Below are 23347 nucleotides of genomic sequence, written 5' to 3'. Positions count from 1 at the left end.
GTTGGAGCTCTCGATTAATCCGTGCCACCGGTGTTGAGATGGCAGGCGGAGAAGCGGCCAGGGCCGATGGCGGTCAGTGCAGGCGCTTCCCGCTTGCAGCGTGGCCCCGCGAAGGGACAGCGCGGATGGAAATGGCATCCACTCGGCGGATGAAGCGGCGACGGGATTTCGCCGGCAATCGGACGAAAATTCTTCTTGCCCACACCAATGCGCGGAACGCTCTCGAAGAGCGCGCGGGTATAGGGATGGTTCTGATTGGCATAGAGCTCGGCCGTCGGCGCCAACTCGACGATGCGCCCAAGATACATGATCGCGACGCGGTCGGAAACGTGCCGCACCACGCCGAGATCGTGGCTGATGAAGATGCCGGTCAGATCGAGATCCCGGCGCAGATCCATGAAGAGGTTGAGCACCTGCGCCTGGATCGACACGTCTAGTGAAGCGACCGGCTCGTCGAGCACCAGGAGATCAGGCTTCATGGCGAGCGCGCGGGCAATGGCGACGCGCTGGCGCTGACCGCCGGAAAACTGATGTGGGAAGCGCCTGCGATAGCTCGGGTCGAGCCCGACGCGTCCGAGCAGATCCGCCACGTAGGAATCCGCGTCACGCGCCTTGACGATACTGTGCGCCACCGGACCCTCGGCGACTGTATCGCCGATGCGGATGCGCGGATTGAGGCTCGCGAAAGGATCCTGATGGATCATCTGAACGCGGGTCGTCAGCTTCTGCGTGCGCCGCCCCTGCGGCTTAGCAACGGGTGCTTTGTCGAACAGAATCTTGCCATCGCTCGGCGTATAGATGCCGGCGATCATGCGTCCGAGCGTCGACTTTCCGCAGCCGGATTCCCCCACCAAGCCCACAACCTCGCCCTTGGCGACACTCAGGCTGACATCAGTCACCGCGCGCACGGTCTCGGCCTTCGGCCCCGCGCTCAGGAAACCGGCGATGCGCTCCCCGAGATTGAGCTGCTTTACGAAGCGCTTCGATACGTGGTCGATGTCAAGGAAAGCGGCTGGCATGAAACGGGCTCGATCGGATAATGGCAAAGGGCGGTACGTCCGTCCTCGAAGTATTTGACGGGCGGTGTCGTGGTGCAGGCGGGTCCCGCCTTGGCGCAGCGAGGTGCGAAAGCGCAGCCTGGTGGAAGATTGGCCAGAGACGGCGTCGATCCGGGAACCTGCGGAAGCTTCGTCCCGGGCTCGTGTTCGGCCGGCACGGATGCGAGAAGGCCCGCAGTATAGGGATGGCGCGGCGATGCGATCACATCGGCAGCCGGACCACTTTCCACCACCCTGCCCGCATACATGACGCAGATATCGTCCGCGAGGCTCGACACCACGGCAAGGTCGTGCGTCACCCAGACGAAGGCGGTGCCGGTATCATCCGCAAGACGCCGCACCTCGGCCAGGATCTGGCCCTGGATGGAAACGTCGAGCGCCGTGGTCGGCTCGTCCGCGATGATGACGGCAGGGCTGTGAAGGAGGGCGATGGCGATCGCGACGCGCTGGCGCATGCCACCGGAGAGCTGATGCGGATAGGCATCGAGGCGCTCCTCGGGGCTTGGAATACCCACCTTGGCGAGCGCGTCGCGTGCCCTGGCGCGTGCCACCTTGCGCGAGACCTTGTCGTGCGCCCGCACCGCCGCGATCATCTGCGTCCCGATCTTGAGCACCGGGTTGAGCGTCATCATCGGGTCCTGGAAGACCATGGCGATCTGGGCGCCGCGGACCTGCCGCATCGCCTCGCCTTTCAGATGGGTGAGATCCTTGCCGTTCAAGAGAACCTCACCGCCTGCGACTCTGCCAGGAGGCTCGATCAGGCCGAGAATGGAATACCCTGTCACGCTCTTGCCGGAACCGGACTCACCGACGAGGCCGAGAATGCGGCCTCGTCCGACCTCGAAGCTGACGCCGTCGACGGCCTTCAGAACGCCAGCTCTGGTCTGGAACTGCGTCTGAAGGTCTTTGACACGAAGAACCGCATCGCTCATCGGCTGCGCCTCGGATTCAGAACGTTGCGGACCTGATCGCCGACGAGATTAATGGCAACGACGGTCAGCATCAGGGCGATGCCGGGATAGATTGAGATCCAGTAGCGGCCCGAGAGCAGAAACTGGAAGCCGTTGGAAATCAGGGAGCCCAGCGAAGGCTGGGTGATGGGCAGGCCCAACCCCAAGAACGACAGCGTCGCTTCGAGTGCGATGGAGTTCGCCACCTGTACAGTCGCAACCACGATCAGCGGCGGCAGCGCATTGGGCAAGAGATGGCGAAACAGCACGTGGCGCGCGGGCAGCGGCGTGGACAGCGCGGCCTCGATGTAATCCTTGCGCCGCTCCGCGCTGGCGGCGCCATGGGTGGTTCGGGCGAAATAGGCGTATTGCGCGGCCACCAGCGCCGCGACCAGCTGCATCAGGCCCTGCCCCAGCATGGCGACGAGAACCAGCGCGAGCAGGATCGCCGGCAGGGAGAGCTGCAGGTCGATGATGCGCATGATGAGCGCCTCGACGCGACCGCCATAATAGGCCGCAATAAGGCCGACCGTCGTGCCGAGCACGAGTGCCAGGGTACCGGCCATGACGCCGACGATCAGGCTCGTGCGAAGACCGTAGAGAATGGCGGAGAAGAGGTCTCGCCCAGCGGCATCCGTGCCGAGCCAGTGGACGTAGCCACCGGATCCGACCTCTCCAGGCTCGAGGCGGGCATCGAACAGGTCGAGAGCTTCCTGGTTATAGGGATCCTGCGGCGCCACGAAGGGCGCAAGAAGGGCCATGAGAACCACGACGACGACGACGATCAGGGCCGCAACGGCAACCGGGCTCTGGCGGAAATCCGACCAGAAGTTGGAGAGCCGGGTCCAGCCGGTTTCCGCCGGCAGCGCGACTGTAGGAGAACTGCTCATGACGCCGCCTTTACCCGAATGCGCGGGTCAAGCTGGCCATAGACCAGATCGACAACAAGATTGATCATAACGAAGAGGAACACCACGAGGATGAGGTAGGCGACCGTCACCGGACGGTCGAGCACCGTGATCGAGTCGATGATGAGCTTGCCCATGCCGGGCCAGTTGAAGACTGTTTCCGTCACCACCGCGAAGGCCAGCGTCGAGCCGAGTTCCAAGCCGAACACAGTCACGATGGGGATCGAGATGTTCTTGAGCACATGGAGTCCGACAACCTTGCTCTCGGAGAGGCCTTGTGCGCGGGCGAAGCGCACGTAATCCGAACTCATCACCTCGGCGGTGCCCGCGCGCGTCAGGCGGATCAGAAGGCCGAGCTTGAACAGCGCCAAGTTGAACGCCGGCAGGATGATGTAGCTCCAACCCTCGAGCGAGGTAATCGACAGATTCATGCCGAGCACCTGGGTGGTCGGCCCGCGTCCGCCCGACGGGAACCAGCCGAGTTCGACCGCGAAGGTCATGATGAGGAGAAGTCCGACCCAGAAGCTCGGCACGCTGAAACCGAGAACGGAGAACGCCATAATGGCCTTGGCCGAAAGCGATTCCGGCTTGTATCCAGCCCACAGGCCGAGCGGGATGCCCAGGCACGTGGCGATCAGCATGGCCGTCAGGGCAAGCTCCAGGGTCGCCGGGAAGCGCGACCAGATCAGGTTCAGCACCGGCAGGCGATAGATGAAGGATTCGCCGAGATCTCCGTGCAACATGTTGTTCATGAACACGAAGTACTGCTGGTACAGGGGAAGATCGAGGCCGTAGCGATGGATCAGAGCCTCGCGCAAGGCCTGATCGGACGCAGGATCGATCATCACATCGATGGGGTTGCCGATGGCATAGACGCCGAGGAACACGATGATCGACATCGCGATCACGACCATGAGCGCCTGCAGGACGCGCTGAATAAAAAAACCGATCATGCTGTCTCGTGCATGGTGCCGGGACACCGAGGCGTGAGGGAGAGGCTGCCCGACATGCCCTGACGTCCATTAATCAAAAAGCCGGAGGGAAAGCGCTTTCCCTCCGGAAGAGGCCGGCCGGGATGCCCCGACCGGCTTTCGATACGATCAGCTCTTCGGCTTGATCTCATAGGCCAGGGTTTCCTGGTCGACGCGCGCCGGGATCGTGAGCATGCCCTTCTTGGCGGCCCACACCGTCTGGATCTGAACCGTCGGGATCAGAGCGCGATCCTTCATGGAGATTTCCGTTACCTTCTCGAAGAGTGCGCGGCGCTTTGGATCGTCCATGGTGCGTGCGCCTTCCTGGAGCAGCTTGTCCACTTCCGGATTGGAATAACCCTGCTTGTTGAACGCGCCGAGTCCAATCTGCGGATCGGCCGTGTGCACCAGCGAACCGTAGGTATAGCTCGCCTCGCCCGTCAGCGTGCCCCAGCCGCTCATCCACAGGGAGAACTCACCCTTCTGCTGCGCTGGGAAGAACACGGTGCCGTTGAGCGCATTCGCGTTCACCTTCAAGCCGGCGCGGGCCCACATCTGCGAGAGCGCCTCGCACACCGCGCCATCGCCCGGCAGGCGGTTGTTGGTGCAGTGGAAGTCGATCTCGAAGCCCTTCGGATAGCCGGCATCGGCCAGAAGCTGCTTAGCCTTGGCCAGATCATAGGGACGTTCGGGCAGGTTCTTGTTGCCACCGAAGAAATTGGCGGGCATCAGCTGGTTGGCCGGGCGTCCGAGACCTTCCAGCACGACGCGAACCAGCGTCTTGCGGTCGATGGCGAGATCCATGGCCTCACGCACCTTGGGATCGCGCAGCGGATTGGCATCGATCTCCTTGCCGTCGACCTTCACCTTCCTCGGCAAGGCCTCCTTCACATTCGGCGTGAGATTCAGGAAATAGACCGAGTCGGCGACAAACGTATCGACCGACTTGTCCTTCTGCATAGCAGCATAGTCGGTAGCCGGTACGTAGTTGGCGAGATCGACCTGGCCGGATTTCAGCGCTGCCATGCGGGCCGGATCGCTCGGGATCTCCTTACGGATCACCTTCTGCCAGGGTTGCTTTCCGCCCCAGTAGTTATCATTGCGCTCGAGAACGAGATCGCCCTTCGGCTCCCAGGAGACGAACTTGTACGGCCCGGTGCCAATAGCCGCCTTGCCGGAATTGAACTGCTCGTTGCGGGCTTCCATGCCGACATTCTTCGACACAACGAAGAGGCGGATGAAATCATTCGGCAGGGTCGGCGCTGGAGCCTTGGTCTTCACGTGCAGGGTGTACTTATCGGCGACCTTCGTCCCCGCCACCTGCTTCGTGTAGATGGTCATGCTCATGGGGCCGGTGACGACCGGAATGCGATCGATCGAGAACTTCACGTCCTCGGCGGTCAGTTCCGATCCATCGTGGAATTTCACACCTTCCCGGATCTTGAACTCCCAGGTGGTGTCGTCGATGGGCTTCCAGGACGTCGCGAGGCCGGGCTTCAATCCCAAGTTCTCGTCCGACATCACGAGCGTATCGAAGATATGGCGCAGGGCCTCCGCCTGACTGCCGAGCGTCGACCAATGCGGATCGATCGAGTCGGGGCCGGCTCGCAGCCCCATGGTCAGGGTCTGCGCGGAAACCGAGCCGCCGAGGACAGTTCCGAGGACGAGAGCAGCAACGAGCGATCCACCAAGTTTGAAGTTTTGTTTCACTTCACTTCCCCTCTTGCTAATACCCTGGCTTTTCGTCCAAGGTGTTCTTATCGATTAGAACGGTAGGTCACTCGAACAAGAAAAGTCAACAGTACCTTGCCCAAACCTGAATCAGCATCTGACGCTTATGAAGGCATCCGTTATAGCGACACGGAACAGACGCCGGATGAGCGCATCCTTGCCAACCTCGCGGGAGCCCTCGACCGCTCCCTGCCCGTGCCGCTGGGCATCCAGCTGCGCGGCTTGATCGAGTTTGGTATTGCCTTGGGCGAGCTGCCAACCGGCCAGCGCCTACCCTCGGTGCGGGAATTGGCGGAGCGGGCCGGCATCGCGCATATGACTGTCGCAACGGTTTACCGGGAGCTGCGCGAGGCTGGGCTCATTGAGGCGAAACCGGGTGCGGGCACCTATGTCGGCGATGGGCACAACAGCGACGGCCTGCGCTCGACCGCGATCCGGAAGATTCAGCGCCGAATCGAGACGCTTTTCAACGAAGCCGAGCAGCTTGGGCTCGCGCCGTCTGTCGTGTCGTCGCTGGTGAACGCTCGCGCCGCCCGGGGCCCGACACTGACACGGCCTCTGCGCCTCGTCATGGTTGGCAATTTCGTCGAGACGACTCAGCAATATGCCAACCGAATTCAGGACTATCTCGGCGCGGGTGATACCATCGGCGTGACGACGGTGGACGCCCTGCACGCGGGCGAGAGCTTTCCCCTGCCCTGCGATATCTGCGTCACCCTTGCTCATCGTCGCGGCGAGGTCGAGCATCTTGTCCCCAACGGTATTCCGGTCGTGGGTTTAAGTTTTATTCCATCTGAGGAGACACGGGCGCAGCTTGCCATGATCGATCCCATGGCCCGCATCGGCATTGTATCGATCTTTCCCGAATTCACCGCCCTGATGAAGCCCGGCGTGCTGCGCTTTGCACCCCATGTTTCCGACGTCGACGTACGTCTCATCACCGCATCCGATCTGGAAGCGTTCCTGTCCCAGGTCGATGTGGCGATCTATGCCAGCGGCGCGGAGGCGACCGTCAGACAGATGCTCCCGGAAAATCGCCAGGCCATGGAGTTCCGCTACGTGCCGGATCCCCATGCCATCCGCGCCACGCTTCTCCCCGTGATCGAGCGGCTGCGCTCATCCATCGTTTCACAAGAGGAAATGTCTTCATGAAAATCAGTGAGATGAACTGGCTTCAGGTGGAAGAATATCTGAAGACGGATGATCGCGCCGTCGTTCCCCTCGGCTGCACGGAGCAGCACGCCTATTTGAGCCTGTCCGTCGACAGCATCCTGGCGGAACGCGTGGCTGCGGAAGCTGCCGCACCGACTGGAGTGCCAGTTTTCCCCGTTCAGGCCTATGGCATCACACCCTATTTCATGGCTTATCCCGGCACGATCTCGCTGAAAGCAGACACCTATCTGCGGATCATCACAGACATTCTCGATTCCCTGAAGCGCACCGGCTTCCGCCGTATCCTCTTCGTCAACGGCCATGGCGGGAACACGCCGGGCCAGACCGCTGCCATCGAGTGGATGGGCGCGAATCCAGACTGCCGGGTGAAATTCCACAACTGGTGGAATGCGCCGCGTACTTTCGAGAAGGTGAAGCAGATTGATCCGGTTGCTTCTCACGCCTCCTGGATGGAGAACTTCCCCTGGACGCGCCTGCCCGGCATCGAGCAGCCTTCTTACCAGAAGCCGATGGTCGACCTGGAGCGCATGCGGACATTCGACCCAGAGGGTGTCCGCGAGATCCTGCAGGACGGAAATTTCGGCGGCTACTTCCAGCGCTCCGATGAAGACATGAACGCCATCTGGTCGGTAGCCATTGACGAAACCCGCGTGCTGATCGAGAACTGGTGATGAACGAGAATAAGATCCTGATCTGGGGCGCTGGCGCCATCGGCGGCACGCTTGGCGCCTATCTCGCCCGGGCCGGCGAAGATGTGCTTCTCGTCGACATCGTCGAGCCGCATGTGGAGGCGATGAAGAGGGACGGCCTTTTCATCGAAGGCCCGGTCGAGACCTTCCGTCAGTCGGTGAAGGCTGCACTGCCCAGCGAGGTCACAGGTCAGTTCAAACGCATCATCCTTGCCGTCAAGGCACATCATACCCGGGATGCGGTGCGCGCCCTGAAACCGCATCTCGACTCTGACGGGACGGTTCTGTCCGCACAGAACGGTCTCAACGAGATCGTCATCGCCGAAGAAGTTGGAGCCGAGCGAACGATAGGGTGTTTCGTCAATTTCGGCGCGGACTGGCTGGAACCCGGCCGCATTCTCTTCGGCAACCGCGCAGCGGTGGCGGTCGGCGGTCTCGATGGACAAGTCACAGATGCGGTGCGCGACTACCATCGGCTGCTGTCGATCTTCGAGCCGAAGGCAGTGCTCACCGACAACATCTGGGGCTATCTCTGGGGCAAGCTTGGATACGGCTCCCTGCTATTTGCAACCGCGCTGACCAATGCCTCGATGTCCGAGAACCTCGCTTCCGAGCGGCATTTCCCGGTCTATCACCGCCTTGGACAGGAAGTGATGGCGGTGGCAAAGGCCCGCGGCGTGAAGCCATTGGGCTTTAACGGATTCGACCCCGATGCCTTCATGCCGGGAGCGGACGAGGCAGCCGCCCGTCGCTCCGTTGCCGACATGGCCGAGTTCAACCGGCACACCGCCAAGACCCATTCCGGCATTTGGCGCGACCTTGCCGTGCGCAAGCGCAAGACCGAGGTCGACGCGCAGATCGCGATCATTGCGACCCTCGGCCAGGAAGCGGGTATTCCGACGCCTTCCATCAGCAGGCTGGTCGAACTGATCCACGACATCGAGGACGGGCGGCGCGAACAATCCTGGTCAACTCTCGACGCGATGCTGACGCCATGAAACTCGACTTCACCAATCGCCGTGTCGCCGTGACCGGAGCGGCACAGGGAATCGGCCGCACCATCGTCCAGTCCCTTGCTGCGGAAGGCGCGCATGTCTGGGCTCTCGACATGGACGAGACCGGCTTGCGCGTGGCCGCGGAAGCGGGCGCCGAGGCAACCCGCACCCTCGATCTTGCGGATCGTGCCGCGGTCAGCCGCGTCTTTGACGAGATGGCGGAGTTCCTCGGCGGAATCGACATCCTCGTCAATTGCGCTGGCGGCGTGCGCGGTCAGGTAGCCAAACCCATTGATGAAGTGAGCGAGCAGGACTGGCTCGTTCTCTTCGAGGCCAATGTGCATGGCGCCTTCTTTTGCTCGCAGGCGGTGGCTCCGCACATGAAGCGCCAGAAGTTCGGCCGCATCGTCAACATCTCGTCGGGTGCAGGCCTGCGCCCGAGCCTGACGGGAATTCAGGCCTATACGGCCTCGAAGCATGCGCTCGTCGGGTTGACGAAGCAGTTGAGCTTCGAGCTCGGTCCTCATGGAATCACCGTCAACAGCGTCGCCCCCGGCTTCGTGCTGTCGAACCCGGCAACGCAACGCCAGTGGGAGAGCTACGGCCCTGAAGGCCAGGCGCGCTTGGTGGAGAGCATCCATACACGCCGCCTGGGATACCCGCAGGATATCGCGAACGCCGTCATGTTCCTGGTCTCCGATGCGGCATCCTGGATCTCCGGGCAGATCATTTCCGCGGATGGCGGACGCTCGTGAGACCTGGATCGGGTGAATTAATTTTCAGCTAAGGAATTTGAGGACAAATCATGGACGATATCAGCAGCCAGCCCTGGCGTTGGGACGAGCAGACCTGGCGCAGCAAGGTGGATCACGTGCGCGCAGGCCGCTCTATGAAGCCGGCGAAGTGGAAGAATGGGGCCCGCTGCGCCGTCGCTCTGTCATTTGATTCCGATCACGAGACGAATGAGCTGCGCGATGGCGGCAAATCCATCGGTCGCATGTCACAGGGACAGTATGGCAACCGCCAGGGTGTGCCGCGCATTCTCAATGCGCTCGCCGAATATGATGCCAAGGCGACCTTCTTCGTTCCAGCCGTTGCCGCCCTCCTCTACGAGGACGAGCAGCGCCGGGTCGTCGCGGAAGGTCACGAGATTGGCATCCACGGCTGGATCCACGAACTTAACAGCCAGCTTCCTTACGAAATCGAGCGCGACCTGATGTTCCGCTCGGCAGATACCCTGGAGCGGATCACCGGTGTCCGGCCCGTGGGCCTGCGCACTCCGTCCTGGGACTTTAGCCCAAGCACGCTGCGCATCGAGCGCGAGCTCGGCCTTCTCTACGATTCCTCGCTCATGGCCGACGACGATCCTTACGAGCTGCTGGAACAGGGCGAACCCACCGGCATCGTGGAGCTTCCCGTGGAGTGGATCCGTGACGATGCTGTCTATTTCAACATGCACCGCTTCAACGGCCTGCGCCCGCATACGCCACCGGCAGCCGTCTACGATATCTTCTTCCGCGAATTCGAGCGGGCCTACGAGGAAGGCGGACTGTTCCTCCTCACCATGCATCCACACGTGACCGGCTACCGCTCGCGCATCTGGATCCTCGAAAAGCTCCTGGAAGAAATCACCAGGCGCTCGGATGTGTGGATCGCAACGCACGCGGAAATCGCCGCCTTTGTGAAAGCGGAATGCGCCTGATGAGCCGCACTGCCCGCGCCCGGGATGCAGGCCTCGCTTGCGGCAGCCTGCCGGTAGGAACCCTCAACAGCATCGCTGATGTTCCGGGCGTACTCGTCGGCCATCGCACGCTCATCGATGGCGATACCCGAACCGGGGTGACCGCCATCGTTCCGCATGTCGGCAATCCCTATCGCGAGAAGCCGGTCGCGGCCGTTCATGTTCTCAACGGCTTCGGTAAAAGTGCGGGCTTGGTGCAGGTGGAGGAGCTGGGCACGCTCGAAACGCCCATTCTTCTCACCAATACGCTCTCGGTCGGCACCTGTTGCACGGCGCTCGTGCGCCATGCCATCGAGCAGAACCCGGATATCGGCCGCGAGACCGCCACCGTGAATCCGGTCGTGTTCGAGTGCAATGACGGATACCTGAACGACATTCAGGCTCTCGCGGTCACAGAAGCGGACGCCCGTGCTGCCCTGGAGGATGCTTCATCGCAATTCGAAGTCGGCTCCGTCGGTGCCGGCTGCGGCATGAGCACCTTCGGCTTCAAGGGCGGCATCGGCACGTCCTCCCGCCGGCTGGATCTCGACGGGCAAGGCTTCCACCTGGGCGTGCTTGTCCTGTCTAATTTCGGCCGCGCTGGCGACTTGCGCCTTCCTGATGGCAAAACCGTTGCACCTTCAATGGCTGCCGCAGACAAGAGAGCCACGGAGAAAGGCTCCATCATCGTCATTGCCGCTACGGACATCCCATTGAGCGATCGGCAACTCAAGCGGGTCATCCGCCGCTCTGGCGTTGGGTTGGCGCGACTGGGCTCCTTCTGGGGTCATGGCAGCGGCGATATCGCGCTCGGCTTCACAACCGGCAACATCCTGTCGCATGACGAGAAAGCCGCTCTCGTGGATCTCCGCATCCTCAATGAGAACCGCATGGACCTCCTCTTCGAGGCCATGGCCGATGCCACGCAGGAGGCCGTCCTCGAAGCGCTCGTCGCGGCAGGCCCGATGACAGGCCGCGGGGGCCATCATCGCCCTCACCTCCTCGACGCCCTGAAAACCCTCTCACCGGAACCGTAAAGCCATGACCGGCAGCAAGACTCTCGACAACGATTTTGCCCTCGCGGTCCACGGCGGGGCCGGCACGATCCTGCGCAGCAAGATGACGCCTGAGCGGGAGGCCGCTTATCATGCGGGCCTGCGCCATGCTCTTGATGCCGGTCGCGTCGTTTTGGCCGACGGTGGCAGCGCGCTCGACGCGGTGTCGGCTGCCGTCATGGCGCTTGAGGACGAGCCGCTCTTCAATGCCGGACGCGGCGCGGTCTACACATCGGCCGGCAAGCAGGAAATGGATGCTGCGGTCATGGATGGGCGTGACCGTTCGGCTGGCGCCGTCGCCGGAATCTGCGGCCCGCGCAATCCGGTTCTTGCGGCGCGAGCCATAATGGATCATTCAGATCACGTGATCCTCATTGGCGAAAGCGCCATGGAGTTCTGCCGCAGGCAGAGGCTCACCTTCGAGGAAGCCTCCTATTTCTATACCGATCAGCGCTGGAACGCTCTGCAGGAAACGCTTGCCATGCGCAAAGGCGGCGCCGACGACCAGGACGAGTCACGCAAGCACGGCACGGTCGGCGCAGTGGCCCGCGACCGGCACGGTAATCTTGCCGCAGCCACCTCCACCGGCGGCATGACAGCAAAGGCGCCCGGACGCGTCGGCGACAGCCCCGTGATCGGCGCGGGAACCTGGGCGGACAACGAGACCTGCGCGATCTCCGCCACAGGCCACGGCGAGATCTTCATCCGCTATGCGGCAGCTCATGAGATCGCGTCTCGCATGCGCTATGCCGGCCAGTCCCTGGAGGAAGCCTCGCGCGTAGTGGTGATCGACATGCTGGCTCCGGCTGGAGGTTCCGGCGGCATCGTTGCTGTCGATCATGCCGGTAACGTGTCCCTACCCTTCAACTGCTCAGGCATGTATCGCGGTATGGTCAAGGGCGACGGGCGTCTCCTGACCGCAATCTATCACGAGCCGCTCGTCGATTACCGGAACGCATAGAGGCCAAGTCAATGAGGCATTGAACCGGGGCGGACATGGATGAATGATGGTGGGGCCTAGCCAAGGGAGAGCTTATCGTGATCTCGAACTACGCCTCAGCAGCCGTTTTTCTCACAGGCACGCTCATCTCATCGCTTGCCCTCGCGCAGCAGCCTGCCCAGCCTCAGACAGGGCTCTGGTCCGTTTACGAACAGAGTATCAAAGGCGCCAAGCATATCGACCTCACCCATGCCTTCGCACCCGTCCAGCCAGTCTGGCCGGGCTTCGGGCATGCGGAGTTCAAGGCGACGACGGCCGGGGCAGACATCCCGAACTATGTCGCGAAGGGCGACGAATACACCTATGCCAAGCATGGGTTCGTCGCCACGAGTTACCTGCTCACCACGGATCAGTACGGGACCCAGCTCGATCCGCCGGCCCATTGGGACGAATACGGTGCAACGATCAGCGACCTTCCGGCCACGTACGCAATCCGCCCGCTTGTCGTGATCCCGATTCATGAAAAGGTGACAGCCGACCCAGGCTATCACCTGAGTGTTCAGGATATTCGGGACTGGGAGAGTAGGAATGGACGGGTTCCGGAAGGCGCCGTCGTGATGGTCCGATCGGACTGGTACAAAGGCTGGAACGACCCCGCTCGCTTTGCGAGCAAACCGCATCCGGGCGTCAGCCTGGATGCTCTCAAGTTCCTGCATCTCGAACGCAAGATCCTGTTCCACGGGCATGAGCCTCTCGACACGGACACGACGCCGACTCTCGAGGGCGAGGCTTGGCTTTTGCACAACCATTTCACCCAAGCGGAGGGTGTCGCCAATCTCGACAAGCTTCCGGAGGCCGGAGCGCTCATTTCCATCGGCTTCGCCAAGCCCCTGGGTGGCACAGGCGGCTATGCCCGCTACGTGGCCATCGCACCCGCCGATTGGCCGCACGGGGTCACGGTTGCCGAGGCGCCTGGTGCCCCACTCCCGAAGCAATCGGCGCCCCTGCGTCGGGATGACAAGGGCGTGATGCGTCCTCAAGCGGGAGCAAAGTGAACGAATATATGAGAGGGTCGCTCAGCGACCCTCCCGTTCCGGTGCGTCACGACTATTCCCTCCTTCAGGCAGGCGCCTATATCCCACCCGTTCCGAACCCATCCCGAAGAGGAATTGTCCATGCCGCTCAATGAGAATCCCGTCTGGTTCATCACAGGCTGCTCCACCGGATTCGGGCGGGAACTCGCTCAATTGGTGCTGCAACGGGGCTGGCGCGCCGTGGTGACGGCCCGCGACGTCAGCCGCGTGCAGGATCTGACTCGCGGACATGAGGACAGAACTCTGGCCCTGTCGCTCGATGTCACCAGAAACGACGACATCACCGCCGCCGTCAAAGAGGCCGAGACGCGTTTCGGTTCCATCGACGTGCTCGTGAACAATGCCGGCTATGGATACCAAGCCTCCATCGAGGAAGGTGATGACGCGGAGATCCGCGCTCAGTTCGAGACAAATGTCTTCGGCCTTGCAGCCATGACCCGCGCAGTGCTTCCCGGCATGCGAGCCCGTCGTCGCGGGCATATCGTCAATATCTCATCGCAGGCCGGATTCATCGGCTATCCAGGCTCGGGCTATTATGCGGCGACCAAGCATGCGGTGGAGGGTCTGTCCGATGCCCTTTCAAAAGAGGTCGCGCCGCTTGGAATCAAGGTGACATGCGTCGAGCCTGGGCCTTTCCGCACCGACTGGGCAGGCCGATCTCTGCAACAGCGGCGCCCGACGATTGCCGACTACCAGGAGACGGTCGGCGCCCGCCTCGAAACGACGGCGAACTACAGTGGCAAGCAGCCCGGTGATCCCGTTCGGGCGGCGGAAACCATCATCAAGGTCGTCGAGGCAAACGATCCGCCCAAGCATCTTGTCCTGGGTGCCATTGCACTCGACGGCGTCCGGGAGAAACTCAAGGAAACTCTTGCGGAAGTCGAAGCCTGGGCGGAGACAAGCCGGGGAGCCGATTATCCGGCAGGCGGGGGCTAGAAACACATTTGCATAGAGCGTGGAATGACGGCTATCCTAATAGCATCGTGTAGGACGCCCTATTGTGGTGTGCCCCTCGCCTCCTCCACCTTCATCAAAGGAATCCTTCGGCTATGAGCCTTGAATCCGTTCGCGCCTTTCTGGCCCAAAACGCACCGGATATCGAGATCATTGAAATGCAGACGAGCACTGCCACCGTGATCCAGGCGGCCGAGGCTCATGGCGTCGGACCCGAAAAGATTGCAAAGACTCTGTCCCTCCGAGTCGGCGAGAAAAGCTTTCTCGTCGTTACGAGCGGCACGGCCCGGTTGGACAACCGCAAGGTCAAGGCAGCCTTCGGCGGCAAGGCCTCCATGCTGGACGCGGAACAGGTTCAGGCTCTTACCGGACATCCCGTTGGAGGGGTGTGTCCATTCGGGTTGGCAACGCCCCTTCCGATCTATTGCGACATTTCCCTAAAAGCCTTTGACGAAGTGGTCCCGGCAGCTGGCTCGGTCCATACGGCAGTGCGCATCGATCCTCAGCGTATGGCCGACCTCGTCGGCGCCGATTGGGTGGATGTCTGTCAGTAGAACGAAGATCTGAAGAAACAGCGCATGACGTGGTCGATGCGGAAGCCTTCAACTTGCCATTGGCATCCGGCAAAAAATCACGATTGCTGCGGCAGCGGCTGGCGAGGTTCCGAACTGACTTCACTCCTCACGTGTAATTTGGACCGGTGGCTCAGCATCGCCACGGGAGCAATCGCGAGGACGACGAGAAACGCCGCAAGTCCGAAACAGGCGCCGTAGCCGAAATGCTGCGCAATCCAGCCTGCACCGATGCCGCCGATCATACTGACGAGCGCATCCATGCATTGCAGCAGCGTGAAATCAATCCCGGCCTGACGTGGATCCGAGAGCCCCATGAACTGTGCATAAAGCGCCACAAACCCAAGCGCCATGATGGCGGATGAACTGGCGAGCGCGAGCCCGAGCAGAACCCATTGAGATGCTCCGCCGATCCATGCCGCCGCCGCAAGCCCCGACAAGGCGATCGCCTGCAGGACGAGCGCGAGGACCATGATCGCTCGTGCGCCCCAAAGCCGAACAAGGGCTCCACCCAGAAGAGCGCAGCCGAAACCGACGATCATCCCTCCAGCCCCATTGACGATCCCCAGCGAATCCAGATCGAGACCGGAGTCGACGAGGAACGGCCCGAGCATCGCCAAGCCCCATTTCTGTGAAACGGCATAGAGTGCGGCCAGCGCCAGCCCCTTGCGCATCCCGGTACGGCGCAACGCATCGCGCAAGGATGGTCTATGGGACCGGCCGTCTACCGGCGTGATCGCGGGCGACAGGATGAAGGGCAGTCCGAGCATCACAAGCAGGACCGCCATGACGATCATGGCCTTGGCCCAGTCGACCCGCGCGACGAGCACCAGGAAAAGTCCCGAGCCGATTGCGGAACCCAGATAGGCACCTCCTACCTGAGCGGCATTGCCCCAACCGTGGTATCGCTCCGACAGGCTTTCGACGGCGTGTCCGTCGCAGGCGATGTCTACGGTCGAGGCCGCGAACGCGACCACGATAAGAATGGCCATGAGCGGCACGAAACGGGTCGGGCCGATTGCAGCAGCCAGGATGAAGCACGCGGCCGAGATCAGCCCGCCGATCAGGACGATGGAGCGCGAGCGGCTTGGGCCGGTTGGCGGTAGCCGATAACGTTCGATCGCCGGGGCCCAGAGAAACTTCAGCACCCAGGGCAGAACCGCGAGATAGGTCAGCCCGATCTGGGCGAGAGGCAGCCCGCGGTCGCGGAGCACGCTCGGAAGAGCGCTGAAGGTCACTCCTCCGATGATGCTTTGCCCCACATACAGTCCTCCGATCGCAAGGACGACAGCAAGTGGGGAGCCGAGACCGCGTGCGGGACGCGCTTCAGGAGCCGCCATCCTCACCACCGGTACCGCAGGCTTGCGATGACTTTGCGGCCCTCGTCGAAGTAGCAGTAGTTGGACGTGCAGACCTGACCATCCTCATCGAGCAAGTTCGTCGCATTTACCTGGAAGCGCATGCCTTTGAGGCTCGGATTGAGATTCTCGAGATCGTAGCGGATAGCCGCATCGAGATAGGTGCGTGGCTCGTTCTCGATCACGAGGCGGTTGAGGTTGTCGCCGAAGCTGGAGCCGACATAGCGCACGCCGCCGGCAATACCGAGGCCCCTCGCCGGCCCTTCCTGAACCGTATAATCGAGCCAGACCGATGCCAGATGATAGGGAACGCTCGTCAGCCGATTGCCTACGGTTTCCGGAGTCAGCTTTTCGATTCGAGCATCGGTATAGGAATAGGACGCCTGGACATTCAGACCGTCCGTCAACGAGGCGACACCTTCGAGCTCGAAGCCCTGGGAGCGCAGATCGAGTTGAACCTGCTGGTTGATGCCATCGACGACCTGGTAGACCACCGCATTATTCTGGTGAATGTCGAAGACGGCAGCGCGAAGGGATGCATTAATGCCTGGAAGGTCGTATTTTACGCCGACCTCAACCTGCTCACCCGTCGTCGGCTCCGCCACGCGACCTCCCAGGACCGTTCCCGGATTAGGCGTGAAGGACGTTCCCCAGCTCACATAGGGCGCGAGGCCGAAATCCGTCACATAGCCCAGAGCGGCACGTCCCGTGAACTTGGTGTCATCGCGATCAAACTGGAATCCTGCGCTGTCGAACTCGCTCGACAGCCAGTCGTGGCGACCGCCAAGGGTCAGACGCCAGTTCTGCCACTTGAGCTGGTCCTGAATGTAAATTCCAGTGAGAGTTTGCGTCTGATCCTCCCGGTAGGAGAGCACCGGATCGGTTCCGATGGGAACGATGCCGAAACCTTGCTTGGAGACATAGCTCAAGCGACTGATGTCCAAGCCGGTCAAGATTGTATGATCGACCGCGCCTGTTCTCACGCGGCTTTCGAGATAGGTATCGCTGACGACCCCCCAATTGTTCTCTCGGGTGAGGCCCGATCCACCGAAATAATATTCCTGGTTGGTGCCAAGGGCAGAGAACCGCGTGCGCTGATGCAGGGTGAACATGTCGTTGAAGCGGTGCTCGAACTCATAGCCGATCCGCCCCTGTCTCTGACGGAAATCGTTGTAGCGCTTATCACCGGCGAACACACGGGTCGCCCCGATCGATAGGCTGGTGGGATTACCCGCAGCATCCGTCGCGTAGTTGTTGATATAGGCCGCGGTACCGCCCGTGGTCGAATCCATGTACTCGCCAAGGACCGTCAGCGTCGTTGCATCGTTCGGCGACCAAGTGAAGGCCGGGGCGATGAAGATGCGATCATCCTTGACGGCGTCGATCTCGGTGCCCGCGTCGCGCACGAGACCGGTCAGGCGATAAAAGAACGTGTTGTCGGAATTGACGGGACCGGACAGATCGAAGTTGCCCTGCACACGCCCATAGGAACCGGTTTGGACCTCGACTTCGCGGAAGGATAGAAAAGTCGGACGCTTCGAAATCAGATCGACAATGCCGCCGGTGCTGCTCGCGCCATAAATCGAAGCCGCAGGCCCCCTCAGAATTGCAATTCCCTCCAGACCGTAGGGCTCGAGGCGGAACAGGCCATTCGGGCTGTTCACCTGGCGCAGGCCATCACGGAACACGCCGGTATAGGTGACATCGATGCCGCGGATGCTGAAGGCATCATAACGAGGATCGAAACCATAACTGCCGACCCGCGTGCCAGGAGTGTATGATAGTGCATCGAGCAATGTCTGAGGCTTGCGGTCCTCGAGCTGCTCCTGCGTCACTGTCGAGATCGACTGCGGTATCTCGAGAATCGGAGTGTCGGTCTTGGTTGCAGCGTTGGTCGAAGTAGCGACATAGCCATTGGCACTGAGGTCGCCACCCTGCCCGTTTTTGCTCCCTTCAACCGTCACTTCGTCAAGCTGAATGGCGCGCGGCTCAGGCGCCTGAGCGAGCACTTCACTTGAAACGAAAACAAGAGCCGATGACGCCAGCAACGCAAGGGGTAATTTCACAACGGAAACCTTCATATCACGACGATGGCTTCCGCTATCAGAGCGAATATTGAAGAGTCAAATACTATAGTTTTTAATTATTTTAATCCAAATCTCTCAGATTTGAATAATTCTATTCTGTAATTTACATCAGAACTAACGCTTCGATCGCTCACTTGACTGGGAACGCCGCACCGCCTGACACTCATATCTCTCGTCGGCTTTGCTCAGCAGAATTTCATCTCTGTGATGGTGGAATTTGAAGTCAAACCACCAAGTGTTCTCTGACTAGGCACGCAGAAAACGACATTGAACCACAATCTGGCATTCAATTGTGGTTCAATACTCTAACTTTTCCATGCTCCCGGTTCGATCGAAGAAACATCCGGTACCGAAGCATCTGGAATGAGAGGCGCCCACACTGGCTGCAGAACTGTGCATTGTCCGGGCTAGGTTGGTGCGCAGCACGGACAATTCATTGCCGAAATTTGAAGCAAGACGGTCTTGCACATGCAGCTGAGTCTCTGCTCAGAGGTCCAGAATGCGTTTCACTCCAATCTGCTTCTGACTATTGTCCTCGGCCTTGCATCCGCCCAATTCTCCGCCCACATTAGCGTGGCCTAGGGGTCCGGGCCCCTCTGGCGAGCGGGGCGCCGCTCGCGATGTCGGACACCTCTCTTGCTCTTGCGCCGACGAGCGCTCCCGCAATTGGAGGATCCATTTTGGACTACGCGGTTTTTAGGACACGAATGATGACCACCCGTTCCGGTGGCATTCTGACCATTCTGGTGAGAATTTTGGCCGTGGCTGCGGCGGGCATTGCCCTATTGGCAATAATGCTGATCGGCCTCTTTGTCTTGCTCCCCCTGATGCTTGCCGGCGGCGCGGCCATGTATTTCTACCTTCGCCGGCGTGTGCGTCAGGTCCGCCCTCGCCCGCAGAACCGGGCCCAGTCTCGTCCTCAGGATGACGTGATCGACGCGGAATACACGGTGATCGAGCGGCGGTAGCCATCTTCTCGGGCCCGGGGGACCCGGAGCAAGTCCGCATGCCCCTATTGGCCGCCTTTTGCAGCCGATAAGCTGATATTAACGGCATCGAACGAGACTGCCCAAGCAGCCTACTCCATGTCAGGACTGCCCAGATCAGGCCCTCCTCCGTCATGATGCCTCCAACCGATGTCAAGGACCGGCATGTCGCCAACCGACAGGGGGCGGTCTTTGCCTTGGTGGACATGGTGCTCGTCGTCATCTCGATGGGTGTCATCAAGCAGGCTGGCGCAACCTTTCCCGCGATCCAGCTCGTTTTCTTCCGTGCCGTCGTCGGTATTTTGCTTATTGCGCCGCTCATCTGGCGTTACCGCATCGAGGTCTTCAATACCCAGCAGGTGAAGGGGCATGTCGGTCGGGTGCTGTGCGGCACGGTGGCTCTGTGCTGCAATTATGCGGCCACGGCCGCCCTGCCCCTGACCCTCGTGACTGTGATCGGCTTCACCCGTCCATTCGTCATTCTGGGGCTTGCTGCCGCCATGTTGGGAGAGCGCATCCTGCGGCGGCACTGGATATCGTCCGTTATCTGCTTCGTCAGCGTGCTGTTCATCGTGAAGCCCGGATCGATGAGCTGGGACTGGGGCCTGCTGGCGGCCCTGGGCATGGTCCTGTTCGGCTCCCTCAGCGTCGTCCAGACCCGTCGCCTCACCGGCGAACACGCCGTCGTCCTGATGGTGTTCCACGCCCTTGGCCTTGCCATTCTGACGGCCATCCCGGCGGCACTCGTTTGGGTTCCCCCGGGTTTGAGCGATCTGCCCGCCTTCCTCATCATTGGTATGCTCGCCCAAGTCGGCCAGTTCTGCTTCCTCCGCTCTCATCAGCTAGCCGAGGCAAGCATCCTTGCCCCTCTCAGCTATGTCGTGATCGTCTTCTCTTCCGTCGCCGATTATCTCTACTTCGGCATCGTCCCGACACTCTCCCTCATCATAGGCTGCCTTGCGATTGTCTCAGCTGCCTTGATCGGAACCCAGGTCGGCAGTTTGCGACGCTAGCCGCACCGCCCGAATCCGTCTGCTCGATACAAATGTGACTGCAGTGCAATTGCAGCGCGATTAATGCAAAAATTTGCATTTGCATGAGTGTTGCAACTGACCGCCTACTGCGCAACAAATCTATGCAATGAAGAAAAACAGTGAGAGGACATGACGAGAGTTAGCCTCAGCCGTCGCCCGCGACAGACGGATATCGCCCGCTTCGCCGGCGTTTCCGTGAGCACCGTATCGCGTGTCCTCGCGAACGAACCCGGCATCAGCACGAATGTCCGCGATGAAGTGATCCGGATCGCCTCCGAGCTCGGTTACAATATCCGCCCGGTGCCGAGTGCTCAACCGCAGAACCAACGGTCGGTCGCTGTCATCTCGGTCGATCAGGCAACAGGAGGGCTAGGCGTCTTCTATGAGGGGATTCTCAGCGGCCTGCGGGGCGCCGCGGCGCGTTCGGGTGGAATGCTCCTGCCGCGACTGGTTCGATCCTCTTTCCTGAAAATATCCGAGCTGAAGCAAACCCTGTCGGAAACCGAAGCGACGGGCATCTTCCTTGTCGGCATTGATCCACCGGAAGATCTCTGTGGCTGGATCAGAGAGTCCAACATCCCGACTGTCTGGGTCAACGGAAACGATCCCGATCTTCAATTCGACTGCGTGTCGCCGGCCAACTTCTATGGAGCGCGGCTTGCGACCGAGCATCTCATTGCTACAGGCCACCGGAACATCCTTCATTTCACGATGTCTCACCGGCACACCATCCGGGAGCGCATCCGCGGCTTTGAGTCGGCGGCTGCGAAGCACGGCGTGAGAACGCGTATCGTCCAGTTGCCCTCATCTTCATCGCGGACCAGTACGGCGGCCTGCGAAGCGATGGAGGCGATCCTCCTCGAGGACCAGGGTTTCACCGCGGCTTTCTGCATGAACGACATGATGGCCATTGGCGTCATGGAAGCCGTCACCAATCATCATCTTTCAATTCCTCAGGATTTCGCCGTAATGGGGTTTGACGACCTCCCCTGCGCATCCATGACCATGCCGCGCCTGACAACCATGCATGTCGATCGGGAGGCGATCGGGCAAGAGGCCTATTACCTCATGCAGCGACGCATCGCCGATCCCAGTGCCGGGCCGCGCAAGGTGGAGCTGGCTGTCAGGCTGGTCGAGGGCGCAACGGTGCAGGCGCAATCCAAGCAGATCGAAGATGGAGTGCTCTCGGCATGACCTATGCCCCTGCTCATGCCAATCCTCTCGCCGGCAACCCGCTCAAGACCAGAGACGATGTCGAAAAGGCGCTTCTGGATCTCTTCAATCCGCTTCTGCCGGCCTTCTCGGAAGGAGGCGCCCGCGTGAGCCTCAGTGCCACGGCGGCCCATTTCGATCAGGCTGCCGCGGATCTGGAAGGCTTTGCACGGCCGCTCTGGGGCTTGGCGCCCTATGCCGCCGGCGGTGGAGACTTCCCCCATTGGCCGCTCTACGCGAAAGGGCTCGCCAATGGGACCGATCCCGAGCATCCCGAGTATTGGGGCAAGGTCACCGACCGAGACCAGAGGATGGTGGAGCTGGCAGCGCTCGGCTTCGCTCTCCGCCTAGTGCCCGAGCATCTCTGGGCCCCTCTTGACGAGCGGGCGCGAAGGAACGTCGCGACCTATCTGCTGGAGGCTCGCCCTCACCAGTTCGCCGACAACAACTGGAAATTCTTCCGGGTGATGATCGATCTCGGCCTCGAGCGGGTCGGCATCGACTTCGACCGCACGCTGACCGAACAATACCTTCAGGAGTTGGAGGCATTCTATCTCGGCGACGGCTGGTACCGCGACGGCAATGTTCCTCGCGTCGACCACTACATCCCGTTTGCGATGCATTTCTACGGGCTGATCTACGCAGCCCTCGCGACAACGGACGAGGAGCGGAAGCATCGGTTCCGTGAATGGGCGCGCCTGTTCGCGCCGAACATCCGGCACTGGTTCGCGGATGACGGCGGCACCCTCGTCTTCGGCCGCAGCATGACCTACCGCTTTGCCTGCGCCGGTTTCTGGGCAGCTCTTGCCTTTGCGGACGAAGAGGCAATGCCCTGGGGCGAGGTGAAGGGCTATTACCTTCGCCACCTGCGCTGGTGGGCGAAGCTTCCCATTACCGACCGGAGCGGCGTGCTCACCGTCGGATTTGGCTACGCCAATCTATTGATGTCGGAGAATTACAATTCGGCAGGCTCTCCCTATTGGGCCTTCAAGGCCTTCCTGCCGCTTGCGCTGCCCGCGACACACCCGTTCTGGACGACGGAGGAAGCGCCAGCTCCCGTGTTCTCCGAGCCATCCCCTCAGCCGCAGCCGGGCATGGTGATGATGCATCCACCTGGGAACGTCATCGCCTTGTCGTCCGGTCAGGAAAATCTCCAGATGCGGTTCGGCAGTGAGAAATATGCCAAGTTCGTCTATTCCTCCCGCTATGCCTTCAGCGTCGAGAGCGATGAGCGCATCTTCGAGGGAGCGGCCCTCGACGGGATACTGGCCTTCAGCGACGATGGCCGGCATTTCCGGGTGCGCGAGACCAATGACGAGGCGCGCATAGCCGGGAGTGTCCTCTATGCCCGATGGCGCCCCTGGTCCGATGTCGAGGTGGAAACGTGGCTCCTCCCGGCTTCTCCATGGCATATCCGTATCCATAGGATCAGAACGCCTCATCCGCTGGCTACTGCTGAAGGCGGCTTCGCCATTCCACGGGCGGACGCATACCGGATGCTGGAACGGATCGACGAGCGGAGTGGCACAGCGCTAGTCATCGGTGCTAGCGATTTCAGCGGCATCGCCGATCTGGGATCGACGATCGAGCGTCGTGGTATCGCATTGAAAGCCCCTCCCAATACCAACCTGCTGTATCCGAAGACCTTCGTGCCTCAGCTCCGTGGCGAAATCCCGAGCGGGGAAACGGTTTTGACGACGGCCGCGGTCGCCCTGCCCGATCCGGCGGACGTGATAAGGATCTGGAAAGACATTCCAACCGCACCGAGAATTGATGAGCTCGAGTTTCTCTTTTCACGGGGCAGCCAGCGCGTCGGTGCTCTCGCCTGGAGGATGGCGCCGTGACCCGCCCCTATAACGT

At 61.2% G+C, this 23347-nt stretch carries 21 protein-coding genes; 14 read left to right on the top strand and 7 right to left on the bottom strand.

Annotated features, from left to right (window positions below; all coding sequences use genetic code 11):
- Positions 1-14 precede the first annotated feature (14 nt).
- From JO965_RS12165 to JO965_RS12145, 5 genes are all read right to left on the bottom strand, one after another.
- The gene (locus JO965_RS12165; protein ID WP_203443858.1) at positions 15-1019 is read right to left on the bottom strand and encodes an ABC transporter ATP-binding protein; all 1005 of its coding nucleotides are present in this window, start codon (positions 1017-1019) and stop codon (positions 15-17) included.
- Positions 971-1990, bottom strand: a complete 1020-nt coding sequence (locus JO965_RS12160) for an ABC transporter ATP-binding protein (protein ID WP_203443857.1) — start codon at positions 1988-1990, stop codon at positions 971-973. The genes JO965_RS12165 and JO965_RS12160 overlap by 49 nt, the downstream gene beginning before the upstream one ends.
- Entirely contained in the window at positions 1987-2898 is a 912-nt protein-coding gene (locus JO965_RS12155; RefSeq protein WP_203443856.1) for an ABC transporter permease, read from the bottom strand. The genes JO965_RS12160 and JO965_RS12155 overlap by 4 nt, the downstream gene beginning before the upstream one ends.
- A complete protein-coding gene (locus JO965_RS12150; RefSeq protein WP_203443855.1) occupies positions 2895-3869 on the bottom strand; it encodes an ABC transporter permease in 975 nt (324 codons plus the stop codon). The genes JO965_RS12155 and JO965_RS12150 overlap by 4 nt, the downstream gene beginning before the upstream one ends.
- Before the next feature lie 147 nt (positions 3870-4016).
- Complete coding sequence (locus JO965_RS12145; RefSeq protein ID WP_203443854.1) at positions 4017-5597, bottom strand: ABC transporter substrate-binding protein; 1581 nt, start codon at positions 5595-5597, stop codon at positions 4017-4019.
- 96 nt (positions 5598-5693) lie between these two features.
- Between JO965_RS12145 and JO965_RS12140 the strand changes: the two genes are divergently transcribed.
- From JO965_RS12140 to JO965_RS12095, 10 genes are all read left to right on the top strand, one after another.
- Positions 5694-6770, top strand: a complete 1077-nt coding sequence (locus tag JO965_RS12140; RefSeq protein ID WP_203443853.1) for a GntR family transcriptional regulator — start codon at positions 5694-5696, stop codon at positions 6768-6770.
- The gene (locus JO965_RS12135) at positions 6767-7462 is read left to right on the top strand and encodes a creatininase family protein (protein ID WP_203443852.1); all 696 of its coding nucleotides are present in this window, start codon (positions 6767-6769) and stop codon (positions 7460-7462) included. The genes JO965_RS12140 and JO965_RS12135 overlap by 4 nt, the downstream gene beginning before the upstream one ends.
- A complete protein-coding gene (locus JO965_RS12130; RefSeq protein ID WP_203443851.1) occupies positions 7462-8478 on the top strand; it encodes a ketopantoate reductase family protein in 1017 nt (338 codons plus the stop codon). Before JO965_RS12135 ends, JO965_RS12130 begins: the two co-directional genes overlap by 1 nt.
- Positions 8475-9230: an SDR family NAD(P)-dependent oxidoreductase gene (locus tag JO965_RS12125; protein ID WP_203443850.1), complete on the top strand. Its 756-nt coding sequence runs from the start codon at positions 8475-8477 to the stop codon at positions 9228-9230. Before JO965_RS12130 ends, JO965_RS12125 begins: the two co-directional genes overlap by 4 nt.
- A gap of 50 nt (positions 9231-9280) precedes the next feature.
- A complete protein-coding gene (locus tag JO965_RS12120; RefSeq protein WP_203443849.1) occupies positions 9281-10177 on the top strand; it encodes a polysaccharide deacetylase in 897 nt (298 codons plus the stop codon).
- The gene (locus JO965_RS12115; RefSeq protein ID WP_203443848.1) at positions 10177-11232 is read left to right on the top strand and encodes a P1 family peptidase; all 1056 of its coding nucleotides are present in this window, start codon (positions 10177-10179) and stop codon (positions 11230-11232) included. Before JO965_RS12120 ends, JO965_RS12115 begins: the two co-directional genes overlap by 1 nt.
- A 4-nt stretch (positions 11233-11236) precedes the next feature.
- Positions 11237-12211: an isoaspartyl peptidase/L-asparaginase family protein gene (locus tag JO965_RS12110; RefSeq protein WP_203443847.1), complete on the top strand. Its 975-nt coding sequence runs from the start codon at positions 11237-11239 to the stop codon at positions 12209-12211.
- Positions 12212-12288: 77 nt separating this feature from the next.
- Positions 12289-13245: a cyclase family protein gene (locus JO965_RS12105; RefSeq protein ID WP_371826858.1), complete on the top strand. Its 957-nt coding sequence runs from the start codon at positions 12289-12291 to the stop codon at positions 13243-13245.
- 120 nt (positions 13246-13365) lie between these two features.
- Complete coding sequence (locus tag JO965_RS12100) at positions 13366-14220, top strand: oxidoreductase (protein ID WP_203443846.1); 855 nt, start codon at positions 13366-13368, stop codon at positions 14218-14220.
- Between the two features lie 113 nt (positions 14221-14333).
- Positions 14334-14792, top strand: a complete 459-nt coding sequence (locus JO965_RS12095) for a YbaK/EbsC family protein (RefSeq protein ID WP_203443845.1) — start codon at positions 14334-14336, stop codon at positions 14790-14792.
- Between the two features lie 77 nt (positions 14793-14869).
- Here JO965_RS12095 and JO965_RS12090 read toward each other — a convergent pair whose 3' ends face one another.
- Together JO965_RS12090 and JO965_RS12085 are read right to left on the bottom strand one after the other, a co-directional pair.
- The gene (locus JO965_RS12090) at positions 14870-16150 is read right to left on the bottom strand and encodes an MFS transporter (RefSeq protein ID WP_203443844.1); all 1281 of its coding nucleotides are present in this window, start codon (positions 16148-16150) and stop codon (positions 14870-14872) included.
- A gap of 2 nt (positions 16151-16152) precedes the next feature.
- The gene (locus JO965_RS12085) at positions 16153-18234 is read right to left on the bottom strand and encodes a TonB-dependent siderophore receptor (RefSeq protein WP_246776833.1); all 2082 of its coding nucleotides are present in this window, start codon (positions 18232-18234) and stop codon (positions 16153-16155) included.
- A gap of 728 nt (positions 18235-18962) precedes the next feature.
- Between JO965_RS12085 and JO965_RS12080 the strand changes: the two genes are divergently transcribed.
- From JO965_RS12080 to JO965_RS12065, 4 genes are all read left to right on the top strand, one after another.
- A complete protein-coding gene (locus JO965_RS12080; RefSeq protein ID WP_203443842.1) occupies positions 18963-19223 on the top strand; it encodes a hypothetical protein in 261 nt (86 codons plus the stop codon).
- A gap of 152 nt (positions 19224-19375) precedes the next feature.
- Positions 19376-20254, top strand: coding sequence for a DMT family transporter (locus JO965_RS12075; protein WP_203443841.1), 879 nt, complete (start codon positions 19376-19378; stop codon positions 20252-20254).
- 150 nt (positions 20255-20404) lie between these two features.
- On the top strand, positions 20405-21469 hold the full coding sequence (locus JO965_RS12070; RefSeq protein ID WP_203443840.1) for a LacI family DNA-binding transcriptional regulator: 1065 nt from the start codon (positions 20405-20407) through the stop codon (positions 21467-21469).
- Positions 21466-23331 (top strand): DUF2264 domain-containing protein, encoded by a 1866-nt coding sequence (locus JO965_RS12065; RefSeq protein WP_203443839.1) that lies wholly within the window; start codon positions 21466-21468, stop codon positions 23329-23331. Before JO965_RS12070 ends, JO965_RS12065 begins: the two co-directional genes overlap by 4 nt.
- Positions 23332-23347 lie beyond the last annotated feature (16 nt).

Origin of the sequence: Microvirga sp. VF16 (assembly GCF_016864375.1) — a bacterium.
Taxonomy (GTDB): Bacteria; Pseudomonadota; Alphaproteobacteria; order Rhizobiales; family Beijerinckiaceae; genus Microvirga.
This window is presented reverse-complemented; position numbering and strand designations above follow the sequence as displayed.